Consider the following 20,296-nt stretch of genomic DNA (forward strand, 5'->3'; position numbering starts at 1 on the left):
AATGTTTCGCATCAGCATCGCCTACAACCACCCCGAGAACCCCGATGCGTTCTTGGCACACTACCGAAGCGTGCATGCGCCACTGACCGCGAAGATGCCCGGCATCATCTCGTTCGAGTGGGGTGTGTCAGAAACACTGGACGGATCCCAGCCTGCACACTTCGTCGTCGGCAACCTGAACTTCCCGTCCAAGGACGACGCCATTGCAGCCCTCGGATCCGAGGAGGGCAAGGCCGGTGCCGACGACATGCCCAACTTCGCCGGAGCGGGCTTCGTCATGGATATGCATGAGGTCGAGGTGGCCTGAGGCGCTCCGCGCCTGGTGGTGTGGTTGGGTGCCCCCTGGGGCGCCTAACCACACCACCAGCGGCGAAGCCGCTACAGACCCAGATCGGCCAAGCCGAGCAGCGAGCGGTATTCGAGCCCCTCGGCAGCGATGACGTCGTCGGCTCCGGTTGCCCGGTCGACTACCGTCGCAACTCCGACGACGACTGCTCCCGCGTCGCGGAGCGCCTTCACCGCAGTCAGCGGTGAGTTCCCGGTCGTGGTCGTGTCCTCCACGACCAACACCCGCTTGCCGACGATGTCGGGTCCTTCGATCTGCCTCTGCATGCCGTGGGCCTTGGCGGCCTTGCGCACGACGAATCCGTCGATCGGGCGGCCTTCCGCGTGGACGATGGACAGCGCGACGGGATCGGCTCCCATCGTCAGGCCGCCGACGGAGTCGAAGTCCCAGTCGGCCACCAATTCGCGCATCAGCGTTCCGATCAACGCGCTCGCGCGGTGATGCAGCGTTGCGCGTCTGAGGTCGACGTAGTAGTCGGCTTCCTTGCCGGATGACAACGTCACCTTGCCGTGGACTACGGCCAGTTCACGAACCAGCTCGGCCAGTTCGGCACGCTGGGCACTGTCGGCCATGTGAGGTTCCCTTCGGTCGATTCAGTCGATGAATCTACCGGCCGGAATCCCACAGGCTCAGGCGGGCACGTCCTCCGGCTTTTCGTCGGCGACGAGGTCGACGTGCTCGACGAACGGCTCGGGCGGAACAACCTTCAGTACCGTGGCCATGGGCTTGGTCGCGAACGAACTACGCAGCTGCGCCAACGCGTACGCATTGTCGTTGTAGACGCGCACTGCGCCGGCGATGCGCTTCTCCGTTGTTTCCAGGTCGCCGGCGGGGCCTTGGAAAGCCCAGTTGGATCGCAACTTGGGGTGGGTGTCGGACTCGGACAGCACTGCGTGCACCGCCGCCGACAGCGCGTTCTCGGCGGCTGCCTGTGCCTGTAGACCGAGGTTCTTGTCTCGTACCGCCTTGGACCACGACCTCGCGCCGACGAGCTGACGAACCAGATCCTGGTCCAGGCCGGACGATTCGACGGCCGCGATGAACGGATCCAGCTGAACGTAGCGACGCTCGAGCTCCACGGTCACCAGCTGCCTGCTCGCGGCCGTGTTCGACCGATAACGCCGCACCCGACGCTCGACGCTCGCCGCGTAGGCGAGAACTGCAAGTACGAGGATCGCCACGATCACGAAAACAGTCACAAGGTCTGAATTTAACGGTGATACTCGAATCGCGCTCGGAGGCTCGCCCATACGCGCCGAAGTCGCCTAGGTTCGGCCGCGACCTCGACCGACCAGATTCGTCAGCTTCCGCACAGCACTCTTGGGGACCTTGGTGCCGAGCGCCGTCAGGACCTTGTACTGCGCGCCCGGCACACTGATGACTTTGCCCTTGCCCAGATCACGCATGGATTCACGCACGACCTGTTCCACGTTCAGCCACATGAACTTCGGGATGCTGGACATCTCGATGCCCGCGCGCTGGTGGAACTCGGTGCGCACGAACCCGGGGCACAGTGCCTGCACCTGGACACCCGTGCCGGCGAGGCCACCGGACAGTCCTTCGGAGAACGAGATGACGTACGCCTTGGACGCCGAGTACGTCGATCCGCGGCCGGACAGAATGCCCGCAACACTCGCCACGTTGACCACGGTGCCTTTCGCGGCAGCAACCATCGACGGCAGCGCTGCTCGGGTCAACTGCATCACCGCGGTGACGTTGACGTCGAGCTGCGCCTGCAGCAGCTCGGGTTCCGCTGTCCAGAACTCACCCGAAGTTCCGAAACCTGCGTTGTTGACGAGAAATTCGACGCCCCGGCTCAGCCGCTCGGCGACGACGTCCCGTCCCGCCTGGGTGGCCAGATCCGCCGGGATGATCTCCGAGTCGGCTCCGAAGCGGACGCGCAGGTCGTCCGCGAGCGAACGCAGCCCCACCTCGTTCCTGGCAACGAGCACGAGGTCGTAGCCGCGAGCAGCGAGGTGAGTGGCGAATCCTGCGCCGAGACCGGACGTCGGTCCGGTGACGAGGGCAACCGGGCGCACGGTGAGGGGGGACGCTGGTTCGATCGGTTCGGCGGTCATGAAACTGAAGGCTACGGTGCGATCGACGTGTTGTGGAGTCCCACACCGCCGAATGTCCGGTCCTGCGGATCAGTCCTGGCGGCGGCGGTCCGAGTCGCGAGTGATGGGTGTCGGACGGCTCGGTGGCCGGGGTCCGGACGGTTGGATGACGGGACCGGAACGCAGCGGCGGCCTGGGCTCGGGACGCCGCACCTCGGGGCGCGCCTGCCGGGGTTCCGGATTCTGGCGGGGTTCCGGGCTCCGACGAGGCTCGGAGCTCTGCCTGGGTGCTGGGCTCTGCCTGGGCGCTGGGCTCTGCCTAGCTTCTGGGTTCTGCCTGGGTTCTGGGCTCTGGCGCCCGACGGTGGTTTCGGGTCGACTGCGCTGCGGAGGGCTGGTTCGAGCGGGACCGGATGGACGTCGGTTGTTGACGGGCGGGAGTACGTGCAGCATCCCGGACAGTCGCGCCACTGCGTCGATGGCGGCGTCCCAGTCGCGTCCGGTGCTGCCGAGCGGCAACGATCCGAGTGTCCAGTCGTTCTCGCTCCACAGCAGGTTCAGGCCGGCCGGAACGGATTCGGTGAACGCAGCCATGCGTTGATCGCACACGCGGCGCGCCACTTCGACGTTCGTCGCGAACACGACACGGGGGCCGATAGACCCGAGCAGCTCCATATCCGAGTCGCGCGGAGGCGGCGTCGACTTCAACCGAAGGTCGATGTCCACGTCGGATCCGACGGGTCGTTGGACTGCAACGATCGTCGACGTCTCCTCGACGTCGAACAGTACGAACTTCTCGCCACGTCGAACTCCGCTCACGAGGTCCACCGCAGTGGTCTGCTCGGGCTTGGCGAGTGCAGCACGCCGGAACTGCAACACGATGTCGTCGTCGGACGCCTCGTACGTGTATCCCTGCGCCTTGGCCCACATCTGCCGTACCCGGCCTACCTGGTCCCGGCGCGAACGGTCGATGTACAGAAGGGCGACCGCACCCAGGAGGGCGATCGCTGCAAGTCCGAACCACATAGCCGTCATCGAGGGTCAGCTTATAGCGTCCAGCGGTTCGGCCTCGTGATGGCTCACCCGCCCAGGTCGGGGGTTTCCACGATGATGTCCGCCGTGATGGCACCGTTCTCCATGGGGCTGCCGTTCACGACGACGAGCGACCCGACCTTCAGCGAGGAGGCGTCGAAGCCGGACAGGGACAGGACCTGCGTCTGCGGGGTGACGAGAACCGTGACGGGGGCGCCGTCGATGCCCTGGATCGTCAGAGTCGGACCGTCGATGGCGGTGATGTTTCCGATCGCCGCGCCGGAGTTCCCCAGAATTTCCGGGATACCTCCCGGGACGAGTCCACCGGGAGCCGACGGTGGCGCGAGGGGCGCCTGGCTCGGCGGGAGCGTGGGGATCGGGGCCAGGCTGGTCGGTGGCCGAACCGCGACGTCTTCGGTGTCGGATCGTTGATTGGTCAACACGAGAATTCCTGCCAGCACGACGACCGCCAGTGCGGCCAGGGCGACCAGCGCGAACATCCACCGCCGCGGCCCCTTCGGCTCGGGCGGAGCCTGATACTCGCCGTACTCGGGCGGAGCCTGGTGTTGCCTCGGGTCGTACGCCGGAAACACCTGGGTCGGGTTGGGCTGCTGGGCTGGGTACTGCTGCTGCGGCGAGTACTGCTGGGGATATCCGTACTGCTGCGTCGGCTGGTCCTGGTAGGGCTGCGCCTGTGGATAGGGCTGTGCCTGCTGATAGGGCTGTGCCTGCTGATAGGGCTGTGCCTGCTGATAGGGCTGGGAATCCGGGTACGGCTGGGAATCCGGGTACGGCTGGGTGTCCGGATATGCTTGCCAGCCGTCGGCGACGTAATCGGGTTCGGGACGATCCGGAGGCGGATTCGCGGTGCCGTCTTCCCACGGCCGGTCGTGGGGTCCTTCCGCGGGCTCCACTCTCGCGCGCTGATCGTCCGGATAACTCATGACACCGAGGGTACGTCCGGCACCTCGCGGGTGACGAACGTCCAGGCGTGCACAGAGCTCCACTCTTGCGCGATATTCACGGAATCCCGCAAATATCGCGCAAGAGTGGAGCGAAATACTCGGTCTAACCCAGTACGAGTGCGTCGCCGTCTGCCGATACGTTCACCGGCACGACGTCACCGTCGCGGACGTCTCCTGCGAGCAGCAGCTTTGCCAACTGATCGCCGATCGCCTGCTGGATCAGCCTGCGCAGCGGACGAGCGCCGTACAGCGGGTCGTAGCCCCGAGCTGCCAGCCACAGCTTCGCCGGCGACGTCACGTCGAGCGTCAGTCTGCGTGCTGCAAGGCGCTTGGCCAGGAAGCCGAGCTGGATGTCGACGATCGATTCCAGCTGATCTTCGGACAGGGCGTCGAACACCACCACGTCGTCGAGGCGGTTGACGAACTCCGGTTTGAACGCGCGCCTGACCGCATCCATGACCTGGTCCTTCGATCCCCCGGCACCGAGGTTCGACGTCAGGATCAAGATGGTGTTCCTGAAGTCGACCGTGCGTCCCTGCCCGTCGGTCAGCCTGCCTTCGTCGAGCACGGCCAACAGGATGTCGAAGACATCGGGGTGAGCCTTCTCGACCTCGTCGAACAGGATGACACTGTACGGACGCCTGCGGACGGCTTCGGTGAGTTGACCGCCTGCCTCGTAGCCGACGTAGCCGGGAGGCGCGCCGACGAGTCGAGCTACGGCGTGCTTCTCGCTGTACTCGCTCATGTCGATGCGGACCATGGCGCGCTCGTCGTCGAACAGGAAGTCCGCCAACGCTTTCGCGAGTTCGGTCTTGCCGACACCGGTCGGACCGAGGAACAGGAACGAGCCCGTCGGACGGTTCGGATCGGCGACGCCGGCGCGAGCACGACGGACGGCGTCGGACACCGCTTGCACGGCGTCCTTCTGCCCGACGACGCGCTTGCCCAACTCGTCTTCCATCCGCAGCAGCTTCGCGGTTTCACCCTCGAGCATGCGGCCTGCAGGAATGCCGGTCCAGGCTGCGACGACGTCGGCGACATCGTCCGGACCGACCTCTTCCTTGAGCATGACGTCGTCCTGCGCCGGAGTTGCCTGTGTCTTCTCGGCAAGCTCCTTCTCGAGCGTCGGGATGCGGCCGTACCGAAGTTCGGCTGCCTTTCCCAGATCTCCGTCGCGTTCGGCACGCTCGGATTCACCGCGCAGGTTCTCGAGTTCTTCCTTGAGGACGCGAACCGAATCGATGGCGTTCTTCTCGTTCTGCCAGCGGGTGCTCAACTGGTTGAGCTTTTCCTGGCCGTCGGCCAGTTCCGCGCGCAGCTTCTCGAGACGAGCCTTCGACGCATCGTCGGTCTCCTTCTCGAGCGCCATCTCCTCGATCTCGAGTCGCCGGACGGCTCGTTCGACCTCGTCGATTTCGACGGGACGCGAGTCGATCTCCATGCGGAGACGCGACGCGGCCTCGTCGACCAGGTCGATTGCCTTGTCCGGCAGGAACCTCGACGTGATGTAGCGGTCGGACAGTGTGGCGGCGGAGACGAGCGCGGAGTCCGTGATGCGCACACCGTGGTGCACCTCGTAGCGCTCCTTGAGCCCACGCAGGATGCCGACGGTGTCCTCGACGGACGGTTCGCCGACGTAGACCTGCTGGAATCGACGCTCGAGCGCTGCGTCCTTCTCGATGTACTTGCGGTACTCCTCCAACGTGGTCGCACCGACGAGCCGCAGTTCACCGCGCGCGAGCATCGGTTTGATCATGTTGCCCGCGTCCATCGCGGACTCACCGGTCGCGCCAGCTCCGACGATGGTGTGGAGCTCGTCGATGAAGGTGATGACCTGGCCGGCCGAGTTCTTGATGTCGTCGAGCACGGCCTTGAGCCGCTCCTCGAATTCACCGCGATACTTCGCACCGGCGACCATCGAGCCGAGGTCGAGCGAGACGACGGTCTTGCCGCGCAAGCTTTCCGGCACGTCGCCGGCGATGATGCGCTGCGCGAGACCTTCGACGATGGCGGTCTTGCCGACGCCGGGCTCACCGATGAGAACCGGGTTGTTCTTGGTGCGGCGGGACAGTACCTGTACGACACGACGAATTTCGGTGTCGCGGCCGATGACCGGATCGAGCTGACCTTCGCGGGCCCGGGCGGTCAGGTCGGTGCTGTACTTCTCGAGCGCCTGGTAGGTGCTCTCGGGATCGGCACTGGTGACGCGCGCGCTGCCGCGGACAGTCTGGAAGGCGTCGCGCAGGTCGTTCGGTCCGGCGCCGTGGCCGGTCAGGAGCTTGGCGACATCGCTGTCACCCGTCGCGAGTCCGACCATGAGGTGCTCGGTGGAGACGTACTCGTCGTCGAGTTCGGTAGCGAGGTTCTGCGCAGCCGTGATGGCCGCCAGCGCTTCGCGACCGAGTTGCGGAGTCGTTGTCGATCCGGTTGCCGACGGGAGTCGATCGACCAGGGTGCGAGCTTCACCGCGCACAGTCGCAGGATCGACGCCGACAGCCTTCAACAGGGGGGAGGCGATGCCGTCGGTCTGATCGAGCAACGCCACCAACAAATGCGCCGGACGGATGTCCGGGTTTCCGGCCGCGGATGCGGCCTGCAGAGCGGCACTGAGTGCGGCCTGCGTTTTCGTGGTGGGGGTGAAACTGTCCACCGGTCACCTGCTTTCTGCTGGGAGAAAATTTGATGTCGGTGGGTACAACGTACCAAGACTTGAGCCTGTTCCGCTCAAGTCTGATTTTCTCAGTTTTCTTCTGTGGCCAGTGGTGTGTAATCGGGATACCCTCGGGCGGTCTACTTTGGAACCGTCTAGCTGCGGCGGAGGTTGATCGATGCTCGATGCACGGGCGATCTCCCTGGTTCGTGCCGGTTTCAAGTCCGTTCTGGCCGCTGAGAACGGTCCGGCACTTCTCGCACGGTCCTTCTACGCCCAGCTGTTCGTCGACCATCCGGAGTTCCGGGCGTTCTTTCCGGCGTCGATGGACCAGCAACGCGACCATTTCGTCCGTGCGCTGGCCTACATCTTCGACAATCTCGACAAGAACGAGCGCGTCGAGTCGTTCCTCCAGCAACTTGGCCGAGACCACCGCAAGCACGGCGTCGACGGCACCCACTTCCGAGCGGGTGCCTCGGCCCTGATCTCGGCGTTCCGCAACTTCGTCGGCAACGAGGTGTGGACGGACGAAGTCGAGGACGCCTGGCATCGGACGCTAGCGCTCGTCACCGACAACATGGCCGTTGCGGCGGACTCGGACGAATTGCCCCCGTACTGGGGCGCCACGATCGTCGAGCATCAACGGGTGCTCGACGATCTGGCGATCATTCGCCTCCAACTGGACGAGGGCATTCACTACTACCCGGGTCAGTACGTGAGCGTGCAGATTCCGCAACGCCCCAAACTCTGGCGGTACCTGTCGCCGGCAATTCCGTGTAATCCGCAGGGCGAGATCGAGTTTCACGTTCGGCGGGTGTCCGGCGGTTGGGTGTCCCCCGCCATGGTGACCGAGTCGGTCGTCGGCGATCGATGGGCCGTCAGCCCTCCTTTGGGTGGATTGCAGATCGACCGAGGAATCGCCGAGGACGTGCTGATGATCGCAGGCGGCACCGGCCTGGCGCCGCTCCGTGCTCAGGTGATGGACATGGCTCGACGCAGCCACAACCCGCGAGTGCACCTGTTCGTCGGGGGCACGTATCCCCGGGATCTGTACGACGCCGAGACCCTGTGGCAGCTATCGCTGTCCAACCCGTGGTTGACGGTGGTTCCGGTGACCGAGGAGGACGAGAATCCGTGGTGGCATTCCGGTCCGACGCCGGAACTGCCGTGGGGCATGCATCATCGGCTGCACGGGTCCATCGGGAAGGTCGTCACGCAGTTCGGCTCGTGGGCGGACCGGCAGATCCAGATTTGTGGTTCGCCGTCGATGGTGCGGACGACGCTCTACGCATTGCGGAAGGTCGGCACCCCGATGGAACACGTGCAGCACGATCCGCTGTGAGCAGTTAACGCTTGGCAAACGGCCTGCGCTCGAACCCGTGCCTCGTCGATCGTTCGAATGACGTGGTCGATGGCGGGGCCGCGCCGGGCTCCGCATTTCTCCGGTCGTCCGATCCGAAAGCAACACGTTCTACCGTTCGTCGCGCCGAAACAGCCAGTCGGCCTGGAATGTGGTTACCTACTCGTTATCGTTTCCGGGCCGCGTCGAAGACGGCCCGGTCATACCGAGAAGGGTGAGAGTAGATCCCGATGCCTGCAGACTTCGCGGCACGGTTGAACAGTCTGTTCAACACGGTGCATCCACCTGGCCGTAAGCCCCACACCAATGCAGAAGTCGCCGATGCGCTCGCCGAGCACGGCCACCAGATCTCCAAGCCGTACATCTCGCAGCTGCGTTCCGGTCAGCGGACGAATCCGTCGAACGACACCGTTGCTGCACTCGCCCGGTTCTTCAAGGTGAAGCCGGATTACTTCTTCAACGACATCTACGCGCGCAAGATCGATCACGACCTCGAGTTGGTGACTCAGCTCGAAGGCTATGGCCTCAAGCGTCTGTCGGCGCGTGCGTTCGATCTGTCCGAGGAGTCACAGAATCTACTGAGCTCGATGGCCGAAAAATTGCGTGCCAGTGAGGGGCTTCCGGAGATTCCTCCGGACAGCACGCGTTGAGTCGGCCGATAACCGGGCAGTAACTGCAGCCAGACGATCAGGGGGATGACACGCGGTGATCTTGATTCTCTTCGCGGGAGGAACAGCTCTCGCGGTGTCGATTCTGCTCACCCCGATGCTGATCCGGCAGTTCTCGAAGCAGGGCTTCGGCCAAGAGATTCGGCTGGAAGGACCGGCGAGCCATCAGTCGAAGCGCGGAACACCGACGATGGGCGGCGTCGCGATCCTCGTCGCGCTGTGGGTCGGATACGGCGGGGCGCACGTGGTCGGCATCGCATACGACGGCGGGGGCCCTTCGGCGTCGGCCTTGCTCGTCCTGGGTCTGACGACGGCCCTCGGCATCGTCGGTTTCGTCGACGACTACACGAGCCTGCGAAACAAGAGGAACCTCGGACTCACCGCGCGCGCCAAGTACGTCGGCCAGATCGGCGCTGCGGTCGTGTTCGCGCTTCTCGTCCTTCGCTTTCCGGACAGCAACGCAGTGACGCCCGGCAGCCGAAACCTGTCCTATGTCCGCGACTTCGCCATCGTGTACATGCCGACCCTGTTGTTCGTCGGCTTCATTTGTGTCCTGGTCGTGGCCTGGTCGAATGCGGTGAATCTGACCGACGGGCTCGACGGCCTCGCCGCGGGATCGATGGCGCTGGCCCTGGGGGCCTACACCGTCGTCACGTTCTGGCAGTACCGGCAGTCCTGCAGCACCGACCCACGCGTCGGGTGTTACGACGTGCGGGATCCTCTCGATCTCGCGATCGTCTGTGCCGCCGCGGCCGGTGCGTGCATCGGCTTCCTGTGGTGGAACGCCGCGCCCGCGAAGATCTTCATGGGTGACACGGGATCGCTCGCTCTCGGCGGTCTGCTCGCGGGTCTGTCCGTGGTCACCAAGACCGAGCTGCTCGCCGTTGCGATCGGCGCGTTGTTCGTCGTCGAGGCTGCGTCCGTCGTCATCCAGGTCGCGATCTTCCGCACCAACGGTGTTCGGGTCTTCCGTATGGCACCGATCCATCATCACTTCGAGCTCGCGAGTTGGCCGGAGACCACCGTCATCATCCGGCTGTGGTTGATGGCAGCCATCGCCTCGGCACTCGGTATGGGTCTGTTCTACAGCGAGTACCTCTCGGCGGTCGGCTGATATCGATCAGCCGGCGGCTTTCGCTGCGATCCGCGCCTGAACTTCCGGGCGACGCAGCGGCGGAACCGTCGGTGGCGGCTGGCGACGCTCGGGAAGCGCGTCGAGCAGTCTGTGAGTGGTCGCGGTGACCTCGGCAACTGCGAGCTCGAATGCATCGCGGGTGGCGTCGGACGTTTTCTGAACGCCACTGACCTTACGGACGTACTGCCGGGCCGCAGCCTCGATCTCCTCGTCCGTCGCGTGCGGTTCCAGCCCGCGCAGGGTGGTGATGTTTCGGCACATACCAGCCACGATAGACTTTTCCGCCGGTCTTCACGTCCTGAGCAGCCCGTCGAGTGCACGCAGGCACAGCGCCTTGACCTCGTCCTCGCTGATGGATCGGCGATCGAGCCAGTCCATGCAGACCGCACGCACGAACGACACCCAACCACGCAGTGCCGTCCGGGTGATCTCGTCCTCGCGAATCTCGGCGGGCAGCGCGGCCAGAATCCGCTGCTGCTGCACTTCCAGTTCGTCGGCGAGGATGGCCTGGATTTCCGCGTCACCCAGCATGGCACCGCGGTTGATGGCCCGGACGCCGTGTTCGTGCTCGACGGTGTAGCGAATGTAGGCGTCGAGGCCGGCCGCGACCTGATCCGCCACCGGCAGTGACGTGTCCGGCGCGGTCGTGTCGAGGATGCGCGCGGACTCGACCTTCAAGATCTCCGCGAAGAAATCTCGCTTCGACGCGAAGTAGTGGTACATCAGGCCCCGGGATACTCCGGCGAGGTCGGCGACCTCCTCGATCCACACCTCGTCGTAGGGCCTGTCGGCGAACAGCTTCGACCCGATGTCGAGTAGTTGCGCGCGCCGCAGGTCAGGGGAGAGTCGTTTTCGAACGCCGTTCATCACCCAGGATGCTACTTGACACGAGTTCAGTAGCGAGTACGTTCACTGTTGTATCCGAGTTCAGTAACGAGCGAAGAGGTCGCACATGGTCGTCGACGTCGGAGTACGCAGCGCAGCGCTCCCCCACCCGCCCCGACGCCTGCCCGTCCTGGGCGACGTCGTCGGCGCCCACGCGTCGAGGCCGGTCCAGGACTCGATGGCACTCGCCGCACGGCTCGGCCCGATCTTCGAGCGGGTCGTCCTCGGTCGCCGCTACGTGCTCGTCTCCGGCGCCGACCTCGCGGGGGAACTGTGCGACGAGTCCAGATTCGTCAAGCACGTGTCCCCCGCGATCGAAGGTCTCAGATCAGTCGGCGGTGACGGACTGTTCACTGCCTATTCTCACGAACCGAACTGGCAGAAGGCACACGACCTCCTGCGCCCCGCGTTCGCTCAGAGCGCCATGCGCGGATACCACGACATCATGCTCGCCGTTGCGTCCGAGCTTGCGGCACACTGGCGTTCGCAGACCTCCGTCGACGTCTCCTCGGACATGACGAAGCTGACGCTGGACACCATCGGACGCACCGGGTTCAGCTACGGTTTCGATTCCTTCAGCCGAAGCAAACCCCACCCCTTCGTCGACGCGATGGTCGGCGTGCTCTCGCACAATCAGCGTCGCGAGATCGTTCCCATCCCCTGGTTGGCGAACCTCGTCTTCAAGAAAGCCGACCGGCGCAACCTCGCGAATCAGCGTTACCTCGAACAGGTCCTCGACGACATCGTGCGCACCCGCCGCGACGAACGTTCCGACCCGGGCGCCCATGCAGATCTGCTCGAGATCATGCTGGACGCCGCGCGGGATTCCGGGAACCCGAATGCGCTGAGCGAAGTGAACATTCGCCAGCAGATACTGACCTTTCTGATCGCAGGCCACGAGACCACCTCGGGGGCATTGTCGTTCGCCCTCTACTACCTCGCGAACAATCCGCACGTACTGGACGCCGCACGCGCGGAGGTCGACGAAGTCTGGGGCGGTGAAGCACCGTCGTTCGAGCAGGTACCCAAGCTGCGCTACGTCCGGCGAGTACTGGACGAGACCCCGCGGCTGTGGCCGACAGCACCTGCCTTCGCGCGGGAAGCCCGGGAGGACACCGTCATCGGCGGTGTACACGAGATGAAGCAGGGCGATTGGGCGTTCGTGCTGATTCCCGGGTTGCATCGCGACCCGGTCTGGGGTGAGAACCCCGAAGTGTTCGATCCAGATCGCTTCGTCTCGGCCGAGGTGCGCTCACGCCCGGGCCACGTCTACAAGCCCTGGGGCACCGGCGAACGTGCCTGCATCGGAAGACAGTTCGCGATCCACGAGGCCGTCCTCGTACTCGGTACGTTGCTGCAGCACTTCGATTTCCAGGCAGATCCGACGTATCGCCTGAAGGTCGAGGAGCGGCTGACGCTGATGCCGAAGGATTTCCGGCTGACGGTGTCAATCCGGAAGTAGCGGCACGGACAGTCCGGAGTCGCGGCCCAGCAACACCCCGCGGGTCAGTGCCTTCTTCCCGAATTTGCTGTGCACACCGTCGAGAGCGATGTCCAACGCCGATGCGCTCGGTGCGCCCTGCACCCCGCTGCGCGGTGGCGCATCGAACTGCAGCTCGAGCTGCTCGGCGCCCGTGCGCTCGATGTTCGCGACGGTCACCCCGACCAGCGTGATGCCCTGATCGGCGATCAGAGGCGCAGCCTCACGCAGCAACGCGAGGGCGGCATCGAGAATGTCCCGAGTGTCCGCTGTTGCCCGGTTCAGTGTGTGCGAGCGCGTGATCTTGGTGAAGTCCGCGAACCGGAGCCGCAGAACGACCGTGCGGCCGGTCCGCTCGGCGGCACGCATCCGCTGCGTCACGCGGTCCACCAGAGCGATGAGCGAGGCCTCGACGTCCTTCGGTGACGTCGGACCACGCCCGAGTGCATGCTGGGCGCCGATCGAGCTGCGTCCACGGTAGGTCTGCACGCGTCGGGGATCGCGGTTGTTGGCCAACGAGTACAGGTGATGCCCCGCGCCCTTCCCCAGAATCGACACGATCGATGCCTCGGACTGCGCGGCGATGTCACCGACGGTCACGATGTCGAAGGCATGCAGCTTCTCCGCCGTCACCTTCCCCACGCCCCACAACCGCTCGATCTTCAGAGGGTGCAGGAACTCGAGCTCACGTCCCGGCTCGACGAGCAGGAGGCCGTCGGGCTTGCCGACTGCGCTGGCGACCTTCGCGAGGAACTTGGTGCTCGCGATGCCGACCGTGATGGGCAGCCCTACCTTCTCCTTGACCTCGCGTCTGAGCCGCTGCGCCACCTGCACCGGAGTGCCGCGGATCTTTCCCAGACCGGTGACGTCGAGAAACGCCTCGTCCACCGAGATCCCCTCGACGAGCGGGGTGGTGTCGCGGAAGATCTCGAAGACGGCCTTGCTCGCCTCGATGTAGGCGTCCATCCGGGGAGGAACGACGACGGCGTCGCGGCACAGTGCCCTGGCCTGCGACCCACTCATCGGGGTACGCACTCCGAAGGCCTTCGCCTCGTAGCTTGCCGCGAGCACGACACCGCCGCCCACGAGGACTGGTCGTCCTCTCAGGCGCGGGTCGTCCCTCTGCTCGACCGACGCGTAGAACGAGTCGAGATCGGCATGCATGATCACGAACATATGTTCGCACGCCGGTCCGACAAGTGCGGATTTTCTCAGGCGGTGACGTGGTGGATGTAGCACCAGCGCCAGTTCTCGCCTGGTTCGGCGGACTCCATGACGGGGTGCGTCGTGGCATGGAAGTGCGCCGTCGCATGTCGCTTGGGCGACGAGTCGCAGCAGGCGACGTTGCCGCATTCGAGGCATTGCCGAAGGGCGACCCATTCCGTCCCCTCGCGGATGCATTCATGGCACGTACCGTCGGACACGTTCTCCGCCACCGGGTATCGGTCCAGTTCCTCGCACCCCGCCCCGGGATGGACGCGCCGCGCATTGGACACCTTGATCTCGCTGCGGTCCTCACCCGCGATGTCGATCATCGACTCCTCGACGTCGAGCATGGCGAGAACCTCGCCGACCACCTCGGACGGGACGGTGCCGGTGCTTCTGATCTCCAGGATCCGCGCGCGCTCGGCCTCGATCATCGTCAGGCGAACCCGCGCGTACAGCTCGCTCGGGGTCTCCTGTTCGGCGGTGGTACCCAGCCGTTCCCACGCCGAGAAATTCCGCTGCTCGACGCGTTGGCGGACCAGGGCTTCCACTCCGTGCGGGTCGTCGTACTCGAGATCGTCCAGTGCCTTCTCCCCGGCCTTCGACGCCTGCTGCAGCAGGGTCGCCCGCGCCAACGCGTCGTCCATCGGGTCCGGCGACGGCACCTTCAACAGACGAGCGAGGACCGGCAACGTGAGGCCCTGCACGAACAGGGTTCCTGCCACCACGGTGAATGCGATCAACAGCAGGATTTCGCGGTACTCGGTCCCCAACGGGATCACGAACGCGGCGGCCAGCGTCACCACTCCGCGCATGCCGGCCCACCCGATCAGAAGCGTGTAGCGCCACGACGGGACCACACCGGTCGACGCGTCGGCGCCGGGGTGAATCAGCGCGAAACGCGCGACGAACACCCACACCATGCGGATCGCGATGACGCCGACGAGTGTCGCGGCGCAGACGGCAATGATCGTCGTCGCGGGCAGAGCACTGGTCCCGACGTCGCGGAGCAGCCACGACGCTTGCAGACCGATCAACAGGAAGACGGCGTTCTCGAGGATGTAGGCGATGGTTCGCCAGTTGATTCGCTCGGCGATTCGAGACTGCGCGGACTGCAGAATGGGCGCCTTGTGCCCCAGCAGAAGCCCGGCGACGACGACGGCGAGCACACCCGACGCGTGCACCTCCTCGGCGAGAAGGTACGCGGCGAACGGGACGATGAACGAAATGGCGGTGTCGAGAACAGGATTGGTCAATCGCCGACGCAGTTTCGCGACGATCACGAAGGTCACCAGACCGATGGCCACGCCCCCGCCTGCGGCCACGAGGAAGTCCAGTCCGACCCGACCGACGTGGACCGAATGTCCGAGGGCGAAGATCGCCGTGCTCAGCGCGACCAACGCGGTGGCGTCGTTGAGCAGGGACTCCCCTTCGAGAATGGTGACGACGCGACGAGGCAGTCCGATGCGGCGGCCGATCGCAGTGGCTGCGACGGCGTCCGGAGGCGCGACGACGGCACCGATCGCCAACGCCGCCGGCCACGAGATGCCGGGGAGGAGTGCATGTACGACGGCACCGATGCCGAAGGTCGTCGCGATCACCAGAACGATCGACAGCAGCAGGATCGACCGTCGGTTGGCATTGAAGTCGACCAACGACGATTGAATTGCCGTGGCGTACAGCAGCGGCGGCAGCAGTCCGAGAAGCACCACCTCCGGTTCGAGGTGGATCTCGGGGACTCCGGGAACGTACGACGCCGCAGCCCCCACGAGAATCAGCAGCAGGGGCGCCGGGACGTCGAGTCGTTCGGCGAGTGCCGCGACCGCGAGGACACCGATCGCGAGCACGACGAGCAGGACAGCAATCTCCATGAGGAGATTGTGCTCCCGGCGTCGTCGTCCGTCAGACGCGGTCCAGGCGCTGCACGTAGTGCAGTGGTGGGTCGATCGGATTGTCCGCGTCCAGCTGCGCTTCGCCGATACGGCGAAACCCGGCCTTCTCCAACGCTCGCCACGACTGACGGTTGCCCGCGACGACCGGAACGATGATGCTGTTCGACGAGGGATAGGCCCGGAAGGTGTCCTCCGCGAACGCCGCGATCAGTCGCGTTCCTCGGCCTCGATGGATCTCGGACACCTCACCGATGAGGTAGTCGATCGTGGTGGCCTCGGGCGGCATGTCGATGTACGCGGCGATCGCCGCGAGGTCTTCGGGGTAGTCGGCCCATCTGCAGCGTTGAACCAGCGCGAACGGCGCGCCGTCCTCGAAGGCCAGCAGATCCTGCGCAGGCTCCTCGCCGCGCGCCACGGGACCGAAGTCTCGTTCCACCGCGGCGACGGAGGAGTCCTGATTCCACCACCGCGCAACGTGGGGATGCGACAGCCACTGCCCGATCAGCGGGAAGTCCGCGTCGACGACGCGTCGGAACGTGATCACGAACCGTGACGGTAATCCGAACTCGTCGCCGACGCCATGGATTGTGCGTCCGCAGGTTCAGGTGAGCTTGTTCGCGCGCTCGATGGACCCCGCCAGCTGCCGGAGCCAGTCGGCGTACTCGGCGTAGGTGTTGGGGCGCTTGTCGTCCCAGTCGAGGACCTGGCCGGCCGCTACTGCGGGCAGAGACCGGTAGATCACCGAGTCGGCGAGGATCGGTTTGCTCGCCGGGTATTCGAGGACGATGTCGGCCGGGTACTGCGGCACGTTCTCCCAGCTCACCGTCGACCACGGGCCGTCGGCTTCCGGGCCGGCGAGGGTCAGACCGAGCTCGCGCAGCAGTTTCAGTACGACGAGGTTCTCGGTGCCGATGTAGATACCGTCGGTGTCGACGTTCAGGGGCATGACCGTCAGCCCCGGCTCGGCCGACACTGCGTCCTTCACCCGCTGCTTCGCTGCCTCGAAGTCCTCACGGTCCGCCGCGATCTCGGGGCTGTCGACGTCGGCGCCGAGAGCCTCGGCGATGGATCGGTACTGGTCGAGCGACTCGTCGATCGACAGACTGACGTCGACTCCGAGAAACGGTGCCACAGCGGCGATCTGCTCGGCCTGTGCGGCGTCCCACCACGTCCAGGACTGCGGCGCAGTCTTCTTCGCGTACCCGATGATCACGTCGGGATCCAGCGCTGCAGCTGCTTCGGTGTCGAACACCGAGTCGGTGCCGATGACGGTCATCCGATCGGCTTCGGCAGTGCCGAGCGCGGATCCGTCGGCCAGTCCGAATCCGAACACACCGTCCGGGCGGATGCCGTAGTCCCATAGCGCGGCAGCACTGTACGCGTCGACGACGATCGTGTCCGGCGGTGAATCCGCCGTCACGGTGTTGCCGAATGCGGTTGTGTAGTTCCAGGATTCGGTGGATTTCGGTTCGTCCCCGGAAGTGGTCGAACAACCGGCGGCGAGGGCGAGTACTGCCACAGCGGAGGTGGCGCGAACGATAGCTTTGTTGAACACGCAAGCAAAGCTAACCCAGCTAAGCCTTACCTAGCAAAACGGCCCGCTCGCGCCTGCCGGTCTTGCCAACCGACGAGCGCCCGGTCGCCTAGAGTGAATCACGTCGGCCGAGCGCAGGTACAGGACGCAGGGAAGGACGCACCCTGGTGAAATGGTGGCTGTTCCCCGCGTTCGGCATCGTCGCCTGCGCCGTGTACCTGTACATGCCGGCGGGCACTCCCTCGAACACGCTCTTCGTGGCCGTCTCCGTCGCGTCCGTCGCCGCAGTCGTCGTCGGCGTTGCAGTGAACCGGCCCGCATCGATGTCCGGGTGGATTCTGATCGCGATCGGGAGCGGACTCTGGGCCCTGGGTGACGCGACGGCGTTCGTTCTGGCGACGGCGGACTCGCCCCCCGCCATCACCGTCGTCGACATCATCTATCTCGCCGGATACCCCGTTCTCGCATCGGGGCTCTACCTTCTGGTCCACCGGGGCTGGCGTCGAGGCCAACTCGGTCACGTGGCCAACAGTGCCATCGTGATGATCGCGTTCGGTCTGTTGCTGTGGGTGTTCGTCGTACGTCCCGATTCGGTCGACGTGTCCACCGCCGAAGGAGTGCTGGCCGTCGCCTATCCGGCGATGGATGTGTACCTGCTCGGTCTGCTCGTTCACTTCGTCGGCGCACCGCAGTGGCGGAGCGCCTCCTATCGTCTGCTCACCGTCGCCGTACTCGTCGTGCTGGCAGCCGATCTCGCCGCCGAAGCGACCTCCACTTCGTTCGTCGGAATAGGTACGGGCGTGACCGACGCCGGGTATCTCGCCTTCTACCTCCTGGTCGGAACGGCCGCTCTGCACCCGTCGGTGTGCACTCTCGCGTCGCCGAAACCGCGACGAGGCCCGGCGGACACAGCGGCTGCCTCGTTCAGCTTCCCCACCGTCGTGGTCGTCACTGCCGCTACTCTCACCGCGCCCGCAGCCATGGCCATCCTCTTGATCCGCGGCGAACCGGTGGCGGAATGGGGCTGGGGCGTCGTGGCATGCGCCACCGTTCTCGTCGTCCTCGTGTTCATCCGCGTGTCCGAGCTGCTCCTGCTTCTGGCACGACAGACGCGTGCACTGCGCAGCGTCGCCGAGACGGACCAACTCACCGGCTTGTCCAATCGCATCGGCGTCGAGAAATGGATGTCCCACGACAGTCGCCGCGACACACCACTGGCGTTCCTGATCATCGACGTCGACCGGTTCCACGAGATCAACGACACCTTCGGCCACGGTATCGGTGACGACGTGCTGCGCGCGGTTGCGATTCGGCTCGGCGCTTCGATCGGTCGAGTCGGCGTGATCGGTCGAGTCGGGGCCGACGAGTTCGCCGTGGTCCTGCACGCCGAACGATCGGACGCCGTCAGTGTCGCCGGGCGCCTGCATGCGTCACTGAATCAGCCCGTTACCGTCGGCCCGGCCACGCTGCTCGTGGAAGTCAGCATCGGCATTGCCCTGTCGGCGAACAGGACTCGATCCGACGTCTCGGCCACCACCGAAGGATTGGCCAAACAGGCCTATCGCGCAACACAATACGCAAAAACAGTGCAGCCACGTATTGCCGTGTACGACAGTTCGATGGACCGCGACAACAGCGCCCAGCTGTCACTGCTCAGCGAGCTGGGAAACGCCATCGAGCAACGACATCTCGCTATTTACTATCAAGTGCAGGTCGACCTGACGACGATGAGGGCGATCGGTGTCGAAGCCCTCCTGCGATGGAACCATCCGGAACGCGGTCTCGTCGAACCCGCGGCATTCCTTCCCGTGGCGGAGCGCACCGGCCTGATCAGACCGCTACTCGACTACGTGCTCACCGAGGTCGCCACCCAACGGCACGCATGGAGCGAAGACGGCATCGACCTGACCGTGTCGGTCAACATCTCGACCCGAAACCTGTTGGACACCACACTCGTCGAGCAGGTTGCGCGAGTACTGGACACCTCGCACCTCGACCCGTCGACACTCGCGATCGAGATCACCGAGACGTCGTCGATGACGGACCCGCCAGGGGCGATCGAAACCCTGAACCAGCTGCGTGATCTCGGCGTCACGCTCGTCATCGACGATTACGGCACCGGGTACAGCTCGCTCGCGTACCTGCAGACCCTGCCCGTGCAGCAACTGAAAATCGACAAGGTCTTCGTCGCCGACATGACATCGGTCGTCGCACACCAGGTCATCGTTCGTTCCACGATCGACCTCGCCCGGACACTCGGGCTCACCGTCGTAGCCGAGGGGGTCGAGGACGAGCAGACGCTCCTGGCGTTGAAGGAACTTCGCTGCGACCACGCTCAGGGCTTCCATCTGGGCCGTCCCGTGCCGGCCGCCGACATACCCGCGGTGGTCGCTGCACTCGAACAGAGAATCGGTGGAGAGGTGCAAACATCATGACTTTCGGCAACGGCGCCGGGGAACACATGTCCGTTCACACGGCCATCCGGTCGAGGCGTGACGTCCGCGCCGAGTTCGACGGAACGTGCATCGACGACGCCATGCTGCACCGAATTCTCGATGCCGCCCACCATGCGCCCAGCGTGGGCAACACTCAGCCGTGGGACTTCGTGATCGTGCAGTCACCGGACACCCTTGCCGCGTTCGAGAGGCACGTTGCCGCCGAACGAGTGGCGTTCGCCGAATCGCTGCCTGCGGACAGGCGCGCGACGTTCGACCCGATCCGCATCGAGGGAATCGAATCGAGCCGCACAGGGGTCGTCGTCACCTACGACCCGGAGCGCGGCGGCACACACATCCTCGGGCGCGCAACCGTCGACGACACCGGATTGTTCTCCGCGGTACTCGCCATCCAGAACCTCTGGCTCGCAGCGGTGTCGGAAAGAATTGGAGTCGGCTGGGTCTCGTTCTACCAGGAGCAGTTCCTCACCGAACTACTCGACATACCGTCCCCGGTGCGGCCCATAGCGTGGCTGTGCGTGGGACCGGTCACCGAATTCCAGGAGGTCCCCGACCTCGAGCGCTTCGGCTGGCGCCATCGCCGTCCCCTGTCCGACGCCGTTCACCACGAGCGGTTCCGGCGGCAGTAGT

At 65.2% G+C, this 20,296-nt stretch carries 19 protein-coding genes; 7 read left to right on the forward strand and 12 right to left on the reverse strand.

Annotation, left to right across the window (positions count from 1 at the left end):
• Position 1: 1 nt before the first annotated feature.
• Entirely contained in the window at positions 2-307 is a 306-nt protein-coding gene (locus CH290_RS03435; protein ID WP_019663124.1) for an EthD family reductase, read from the forward strand.
• Positions 308-378: 71 nt separating this feature from the next.
• On the opposite strand, the gene pyrE is transcribed toward CH290_RS03435, so the two are convergent.
• The 6 genes from pyrE to clpB all read right to left on the reverse strand — a co-directional run bounded on the left by pyrE (position 379) and on the right by clpB (position 7,050).
• Positions 379-918, reverse strand: a complete 540-nt coding sequence (gene pyrE, locus CH290_RS03440) for an orotate phosphoribosyltransferase (protein ID WP_019663123.1) — start codon at positions 916-918, stop codon at positions 379-381.
• A gap of 57 nt (positions 919-975) precedes the next feature.
• Positions 976-1,545 (reverse strand): LemA family protein, encoded by a 570-nt coding sequence (locus tag CH290_RS03445; RefSeq protein ID WP_020110890.1) that lies wholly within the window; start codon positions 1,543-1,545, stop codon positions 976-978.
• Positions 1,546-1,611: 66 nt separating this feature from the next.
• On the reverse strand, positions 1,612-2,424 hold the full coding sequence (locus CH290_RS03450) for an SDR family NAD(P)-dependent oxidoreductase (RefSeq protein WP_019663121.1): 813 nt from the start codon (positions 2,422-2,424) through the stop codon (positions 1,612-1,614).
• A gap of 69 nt (positions 2,425-2,493) precedes the next feature.
• The gene (locus tag CH290_RS03455) at positions 2,494-3,429 is read right to left on the reverse strand and encodes a TtfA family protein (protein ID WP_020110891.1); all 936 of its coding nucleotides are present in this window, start codon (positions 3,427-3,429) and stop codon (positions 2,494-2,496) included.
• A gap of 53 nt (positions 3,430-3,482) precedes the next feature.
• Positions 3,483-4,379, reverse strand: a complete 897-nt coding sequence (locus tag CH290_RS03460) for a DUF5666 domain-containing protein (RefSeq protein WP_230621059.1) — start codon at positions 4,377-4,379, stop codon at positions 3,483-3,485.
• 124 nt (positions 4,380-4,503) lie between these two features.
• Positions 4,504-7,050: an ATP-dependent chaperone ClpB gene (clpB, locus tag CH290_RS03465; RefSeq protein ID WP_020110893.1), complete on the reverse strand. Its 2,547-nt coding sequence runs from the start codon at positions 7,048-7,050 to the stop codon at positions 4,504-4,506.
• Positions 7,051-7,228: 178 nt separating this feature from the next.
• Between clpB and CH290_RS03470 the strand changes: the two genes are divergently transcribed.
• From CH290_RS03470 to mraY, 3 genes are all read left to right on the forward strand, one after another.
• Positions 7,229-8,392, forward strand: coding sequence for a globin domain-containing protein (locus CH290_RS03470; protein ID WP_019663117.1), 1,164 nt, complete (start codon positions 7,229-7,231; stop codon positions 8,390-8,392).
• 248 nt (positions 8,393-8,640) lie between these two features.
• Complete coding sequence (locus tag CH290_RS03475) at positions 8,641-9,060, forward strand: helix-turn-helix domain-containing protein (RefSeq protein WP_019663116.1); 420 nt, start codon at positions 8,641-8,643, stop codon at positions 9,058-9,060.
• 55 nt (positions 9,061-9,115) lie between these two features.
• The gene (gene mraY / locus CH290_RS03480) at positions 9,116-10,192 is read left to right on the forward strand and encodes a phospho-N-acetylmuramoyl-pentapeptide-transferase (RefSeq protein WP_019663115.1); all 1,077 of its coding nucleotides are present in this window, start codon (positions 9,116-9,118) and stop codon (positions 10,190-10,192) included.
• Between the two features lie 6 nt (positions 10,193-10,198).
• Here the strand turns inward: mraY and CH290_RS03485 are convergent, their stop codons facing one another.
• Positions 10,199-10,474 (reverse strand): DUF2277 domain-containing protein, encoded by a 276-nt coding sequence (locus tag CH290_RS03485; protein WP_019663114.1) that lies wholly within the window; start codon positions 10,472-10,474, stop codon positions 10,199-10,201.
• Positions 10,475-10,504: 30 nt separating this feature from the next.
• The gene (locus CH290_RS03490; RefSeq protein ID WP_019663113.1) at positions 10,505-11,080 is read right to left on the reverse strand and encodes a TetR/AcrR family transcriptional regulator; all 576 of its coding nucleotides are present in this window, start codon (positions 11,078-11,080) and stop codon (positions 10,505-10,507) included.
• A gap of 85 nt (positions 11,081-11,165) precedes the next feature.
• On the opposite strand from CH290_RS03490, the gene CH290_RS03495 reads away from it, so the two are divergent.
• Positions 11,166-12,560, forward strand: a complete 1,395-nt coding sequence (locus CH290_RS03495; RefSeq protein ID WP_094695943.1) for a cytochrome P450 — start codon at positions 11,166-11,168, stop codon at positions 12,558-12,560.
• Here CH290_RS03495 and dinB read toward each other — a convergent pair.
• From dinB to CH290_RS03515, 4 genes are read right to left on the reverse strand one after another with little or no spacing between them, the layout of a single operon-like run.
• Positions 12,546-13,754 (reverse strand): DNA polymerase IV, encoded by a 1,209-nt coding sequence (dinB, locus tag CH290_RS03500; protein WP_019663111.1) that lies wholly within the window; start codon positions 13,752-13,754, stop codon positions 12,546-12,548. The two genes, CH290_RS03495 and dinB, sit on opposite strands and share 15 nt — an antisense overlap.
• Before the next feature lie 35 nt (positions 13,755-13,789).
• Positions 13,790-15,655, reverse strand: a complete 1,866-nt coding sequence (locus CH290_RS03505; RefSeq protein WP_020110895.1) for a Na+/H+ antiporter — start codon at positions 15,653-15,655, stop codon at positions 13,790-13,792.
• Positions 15,656-15,686: 31 nt separating this feature from the next.
• Positions 15,687-16,220: a GNAT family N-acetyltransferase gene (locus CH290_RS03510; protein ID WP_019663109.1), complete on the reverse strand. Its 534-nt coding sequence runs from the start codon at positions 16,218-16,220 to the stop codon at positions 15,687-15,689.
• Positions 16,221-16,277: 57 nt separating this feature from the next.
• Positions 16,278-17,231, reverse strand: coding sequence for an ABC transporter substrate-binding protein (locus CH290_RS03515; protein ID WP_230621058.1), 954 nt, complete (start codon positions 17,229-17,231; stop codon positions 16,278-16,280).
• A 146-nt stretch (positions 17,232-17,377) separates the two neighbouring features.
• Between CH290_RS03515 and CH290_RS03520 the strand changes: the two genes are divergently transcribed.
• Positions 17,378-19,645: a putative bifunctional diguanylate cyclase/phosphodiesterase gene (locus CH290_RS03520; RefSeq protein WP_020110897.1), complete on the forward strand. Its 2,268-nt coding sequence runs from the start codon at positions 17,378-17,380 to the stop codon at positions 19,643-19,645.
• The gene (gene bluB / locus CH290_RS03525) at positions 19,642-20,295 is read left to right on the forward strand and encodes a 5,6-dimethylbenzimidazole synthase (RefSeq protein WP_033190155.1); all 654 of its coding nucleotides are present in this window, start codon (positions 19,642-19,644) and stop codon (positions 20,293-20,295) included. The genes CH290_RS03520 and bluB overlap by 4 nt, the downstream gene beginning before the upstream one ends.
• The last annotated feature ends 1 nt before the right edge of the window (position 20,296 follow it).

This window comes from Rhodococcus sp. 06-156-4 (assembly GCF_002259345.1).
GTDB classification, from domain to species: domain Bacteria; phylum Actinomycetota; class Actinomycetes; order Mycobacteriales; family Mycobacteriaceae; genus Rhodococcoides; species Rhodococcoides fascians_E.

Coding starts and splice junctions, on each gene's coding strand:
- CH290_RS03435 (WP_019663124.1), top strand. CDS start 2: ATGTTTCGCATCAGCATCGCCTACAACCACCCCGAGAACCCCGATGCG.
- pyrE (WP_019663123.1), bottom strand. CDS start 918: ATGGCCGACAGTGCCCAGCGTGCCGAACTGGCCGAGCTGGTTCGTGAA.
- CH290_RS03450 (WP_019663121.1), bottom strand. CDS start 2,424: ATGACCGCCGAACCGATCGAACCAGCGTCCCCCCTCACCGTGCGCCCG.
- CH290_RS03455 (WP_020110891.1), bottom strand. CDS start 3,429: ATGTGGTTCGGACTTGCAGCGATCGCCCTCCTGGGTGCGGTCGCCCTT.
- CH290_RS03460 (WP_230621059.1), bottom strand. CDS start 4,379: ATGAGTTATCCGGACGATCAGCGCGCGAGAGTGGAGCCCGCGGAAGGA.
- CH290_RS03470 (WP_019663117.1), top strand. CDS start 7,229: ATGCTCGATGCACGGGCGATCTCCCTGGTTCGTGCCGGTTTCAAGTCC.
- CH290_RS03475 (WP_019663116.1), top strand. CDS start 8,641: ATGCCTGCAGACTTCGCGGCACGGTTGAACAGTCTGTTCAACACGGTG.
- CH290_RS03485 (WP_019663114.1), bottom strand. CDS start 10,474: ATGTGCCGAAACATCACCACCCTGCGCGGGCTGGAACCGCACGCGACG.
- CH290_RS03490 (WP_019663113.1), bottom strand. CDS start 11,080: ATGAACGGCGTTCGAAAACGACTCTCCCCTGACCTGCGGCGCGCGCAA.
- CH290_RS03495 (WP_094695943.1), top strand. CDS start 11,166: ATGGTCGTCGACGTCGGAGTACGCAGCGCAGCGCTCCCCCACCCGCCC.
- dinB (WP_019663111.1), bottom strand. CDS start 13,754: ATGTTCGTGATCATGCATGCCGATCTCGACTCGTTCTACGCGTCGGTC.
- CH290_RS03505 (WP_020110895.1), bottom strand. CDS start 15,655: ATGGAGATTGCTGTCCTGCTCGTCGTGCTCGCGATCGGTGTCCTCGCG.
- bluB (WP_033190155.1), top strand. CDS start 19,642: ATGACTTTCGGCAACGGCGCCGGGGAACACATGTCCGTTCACACGGCC.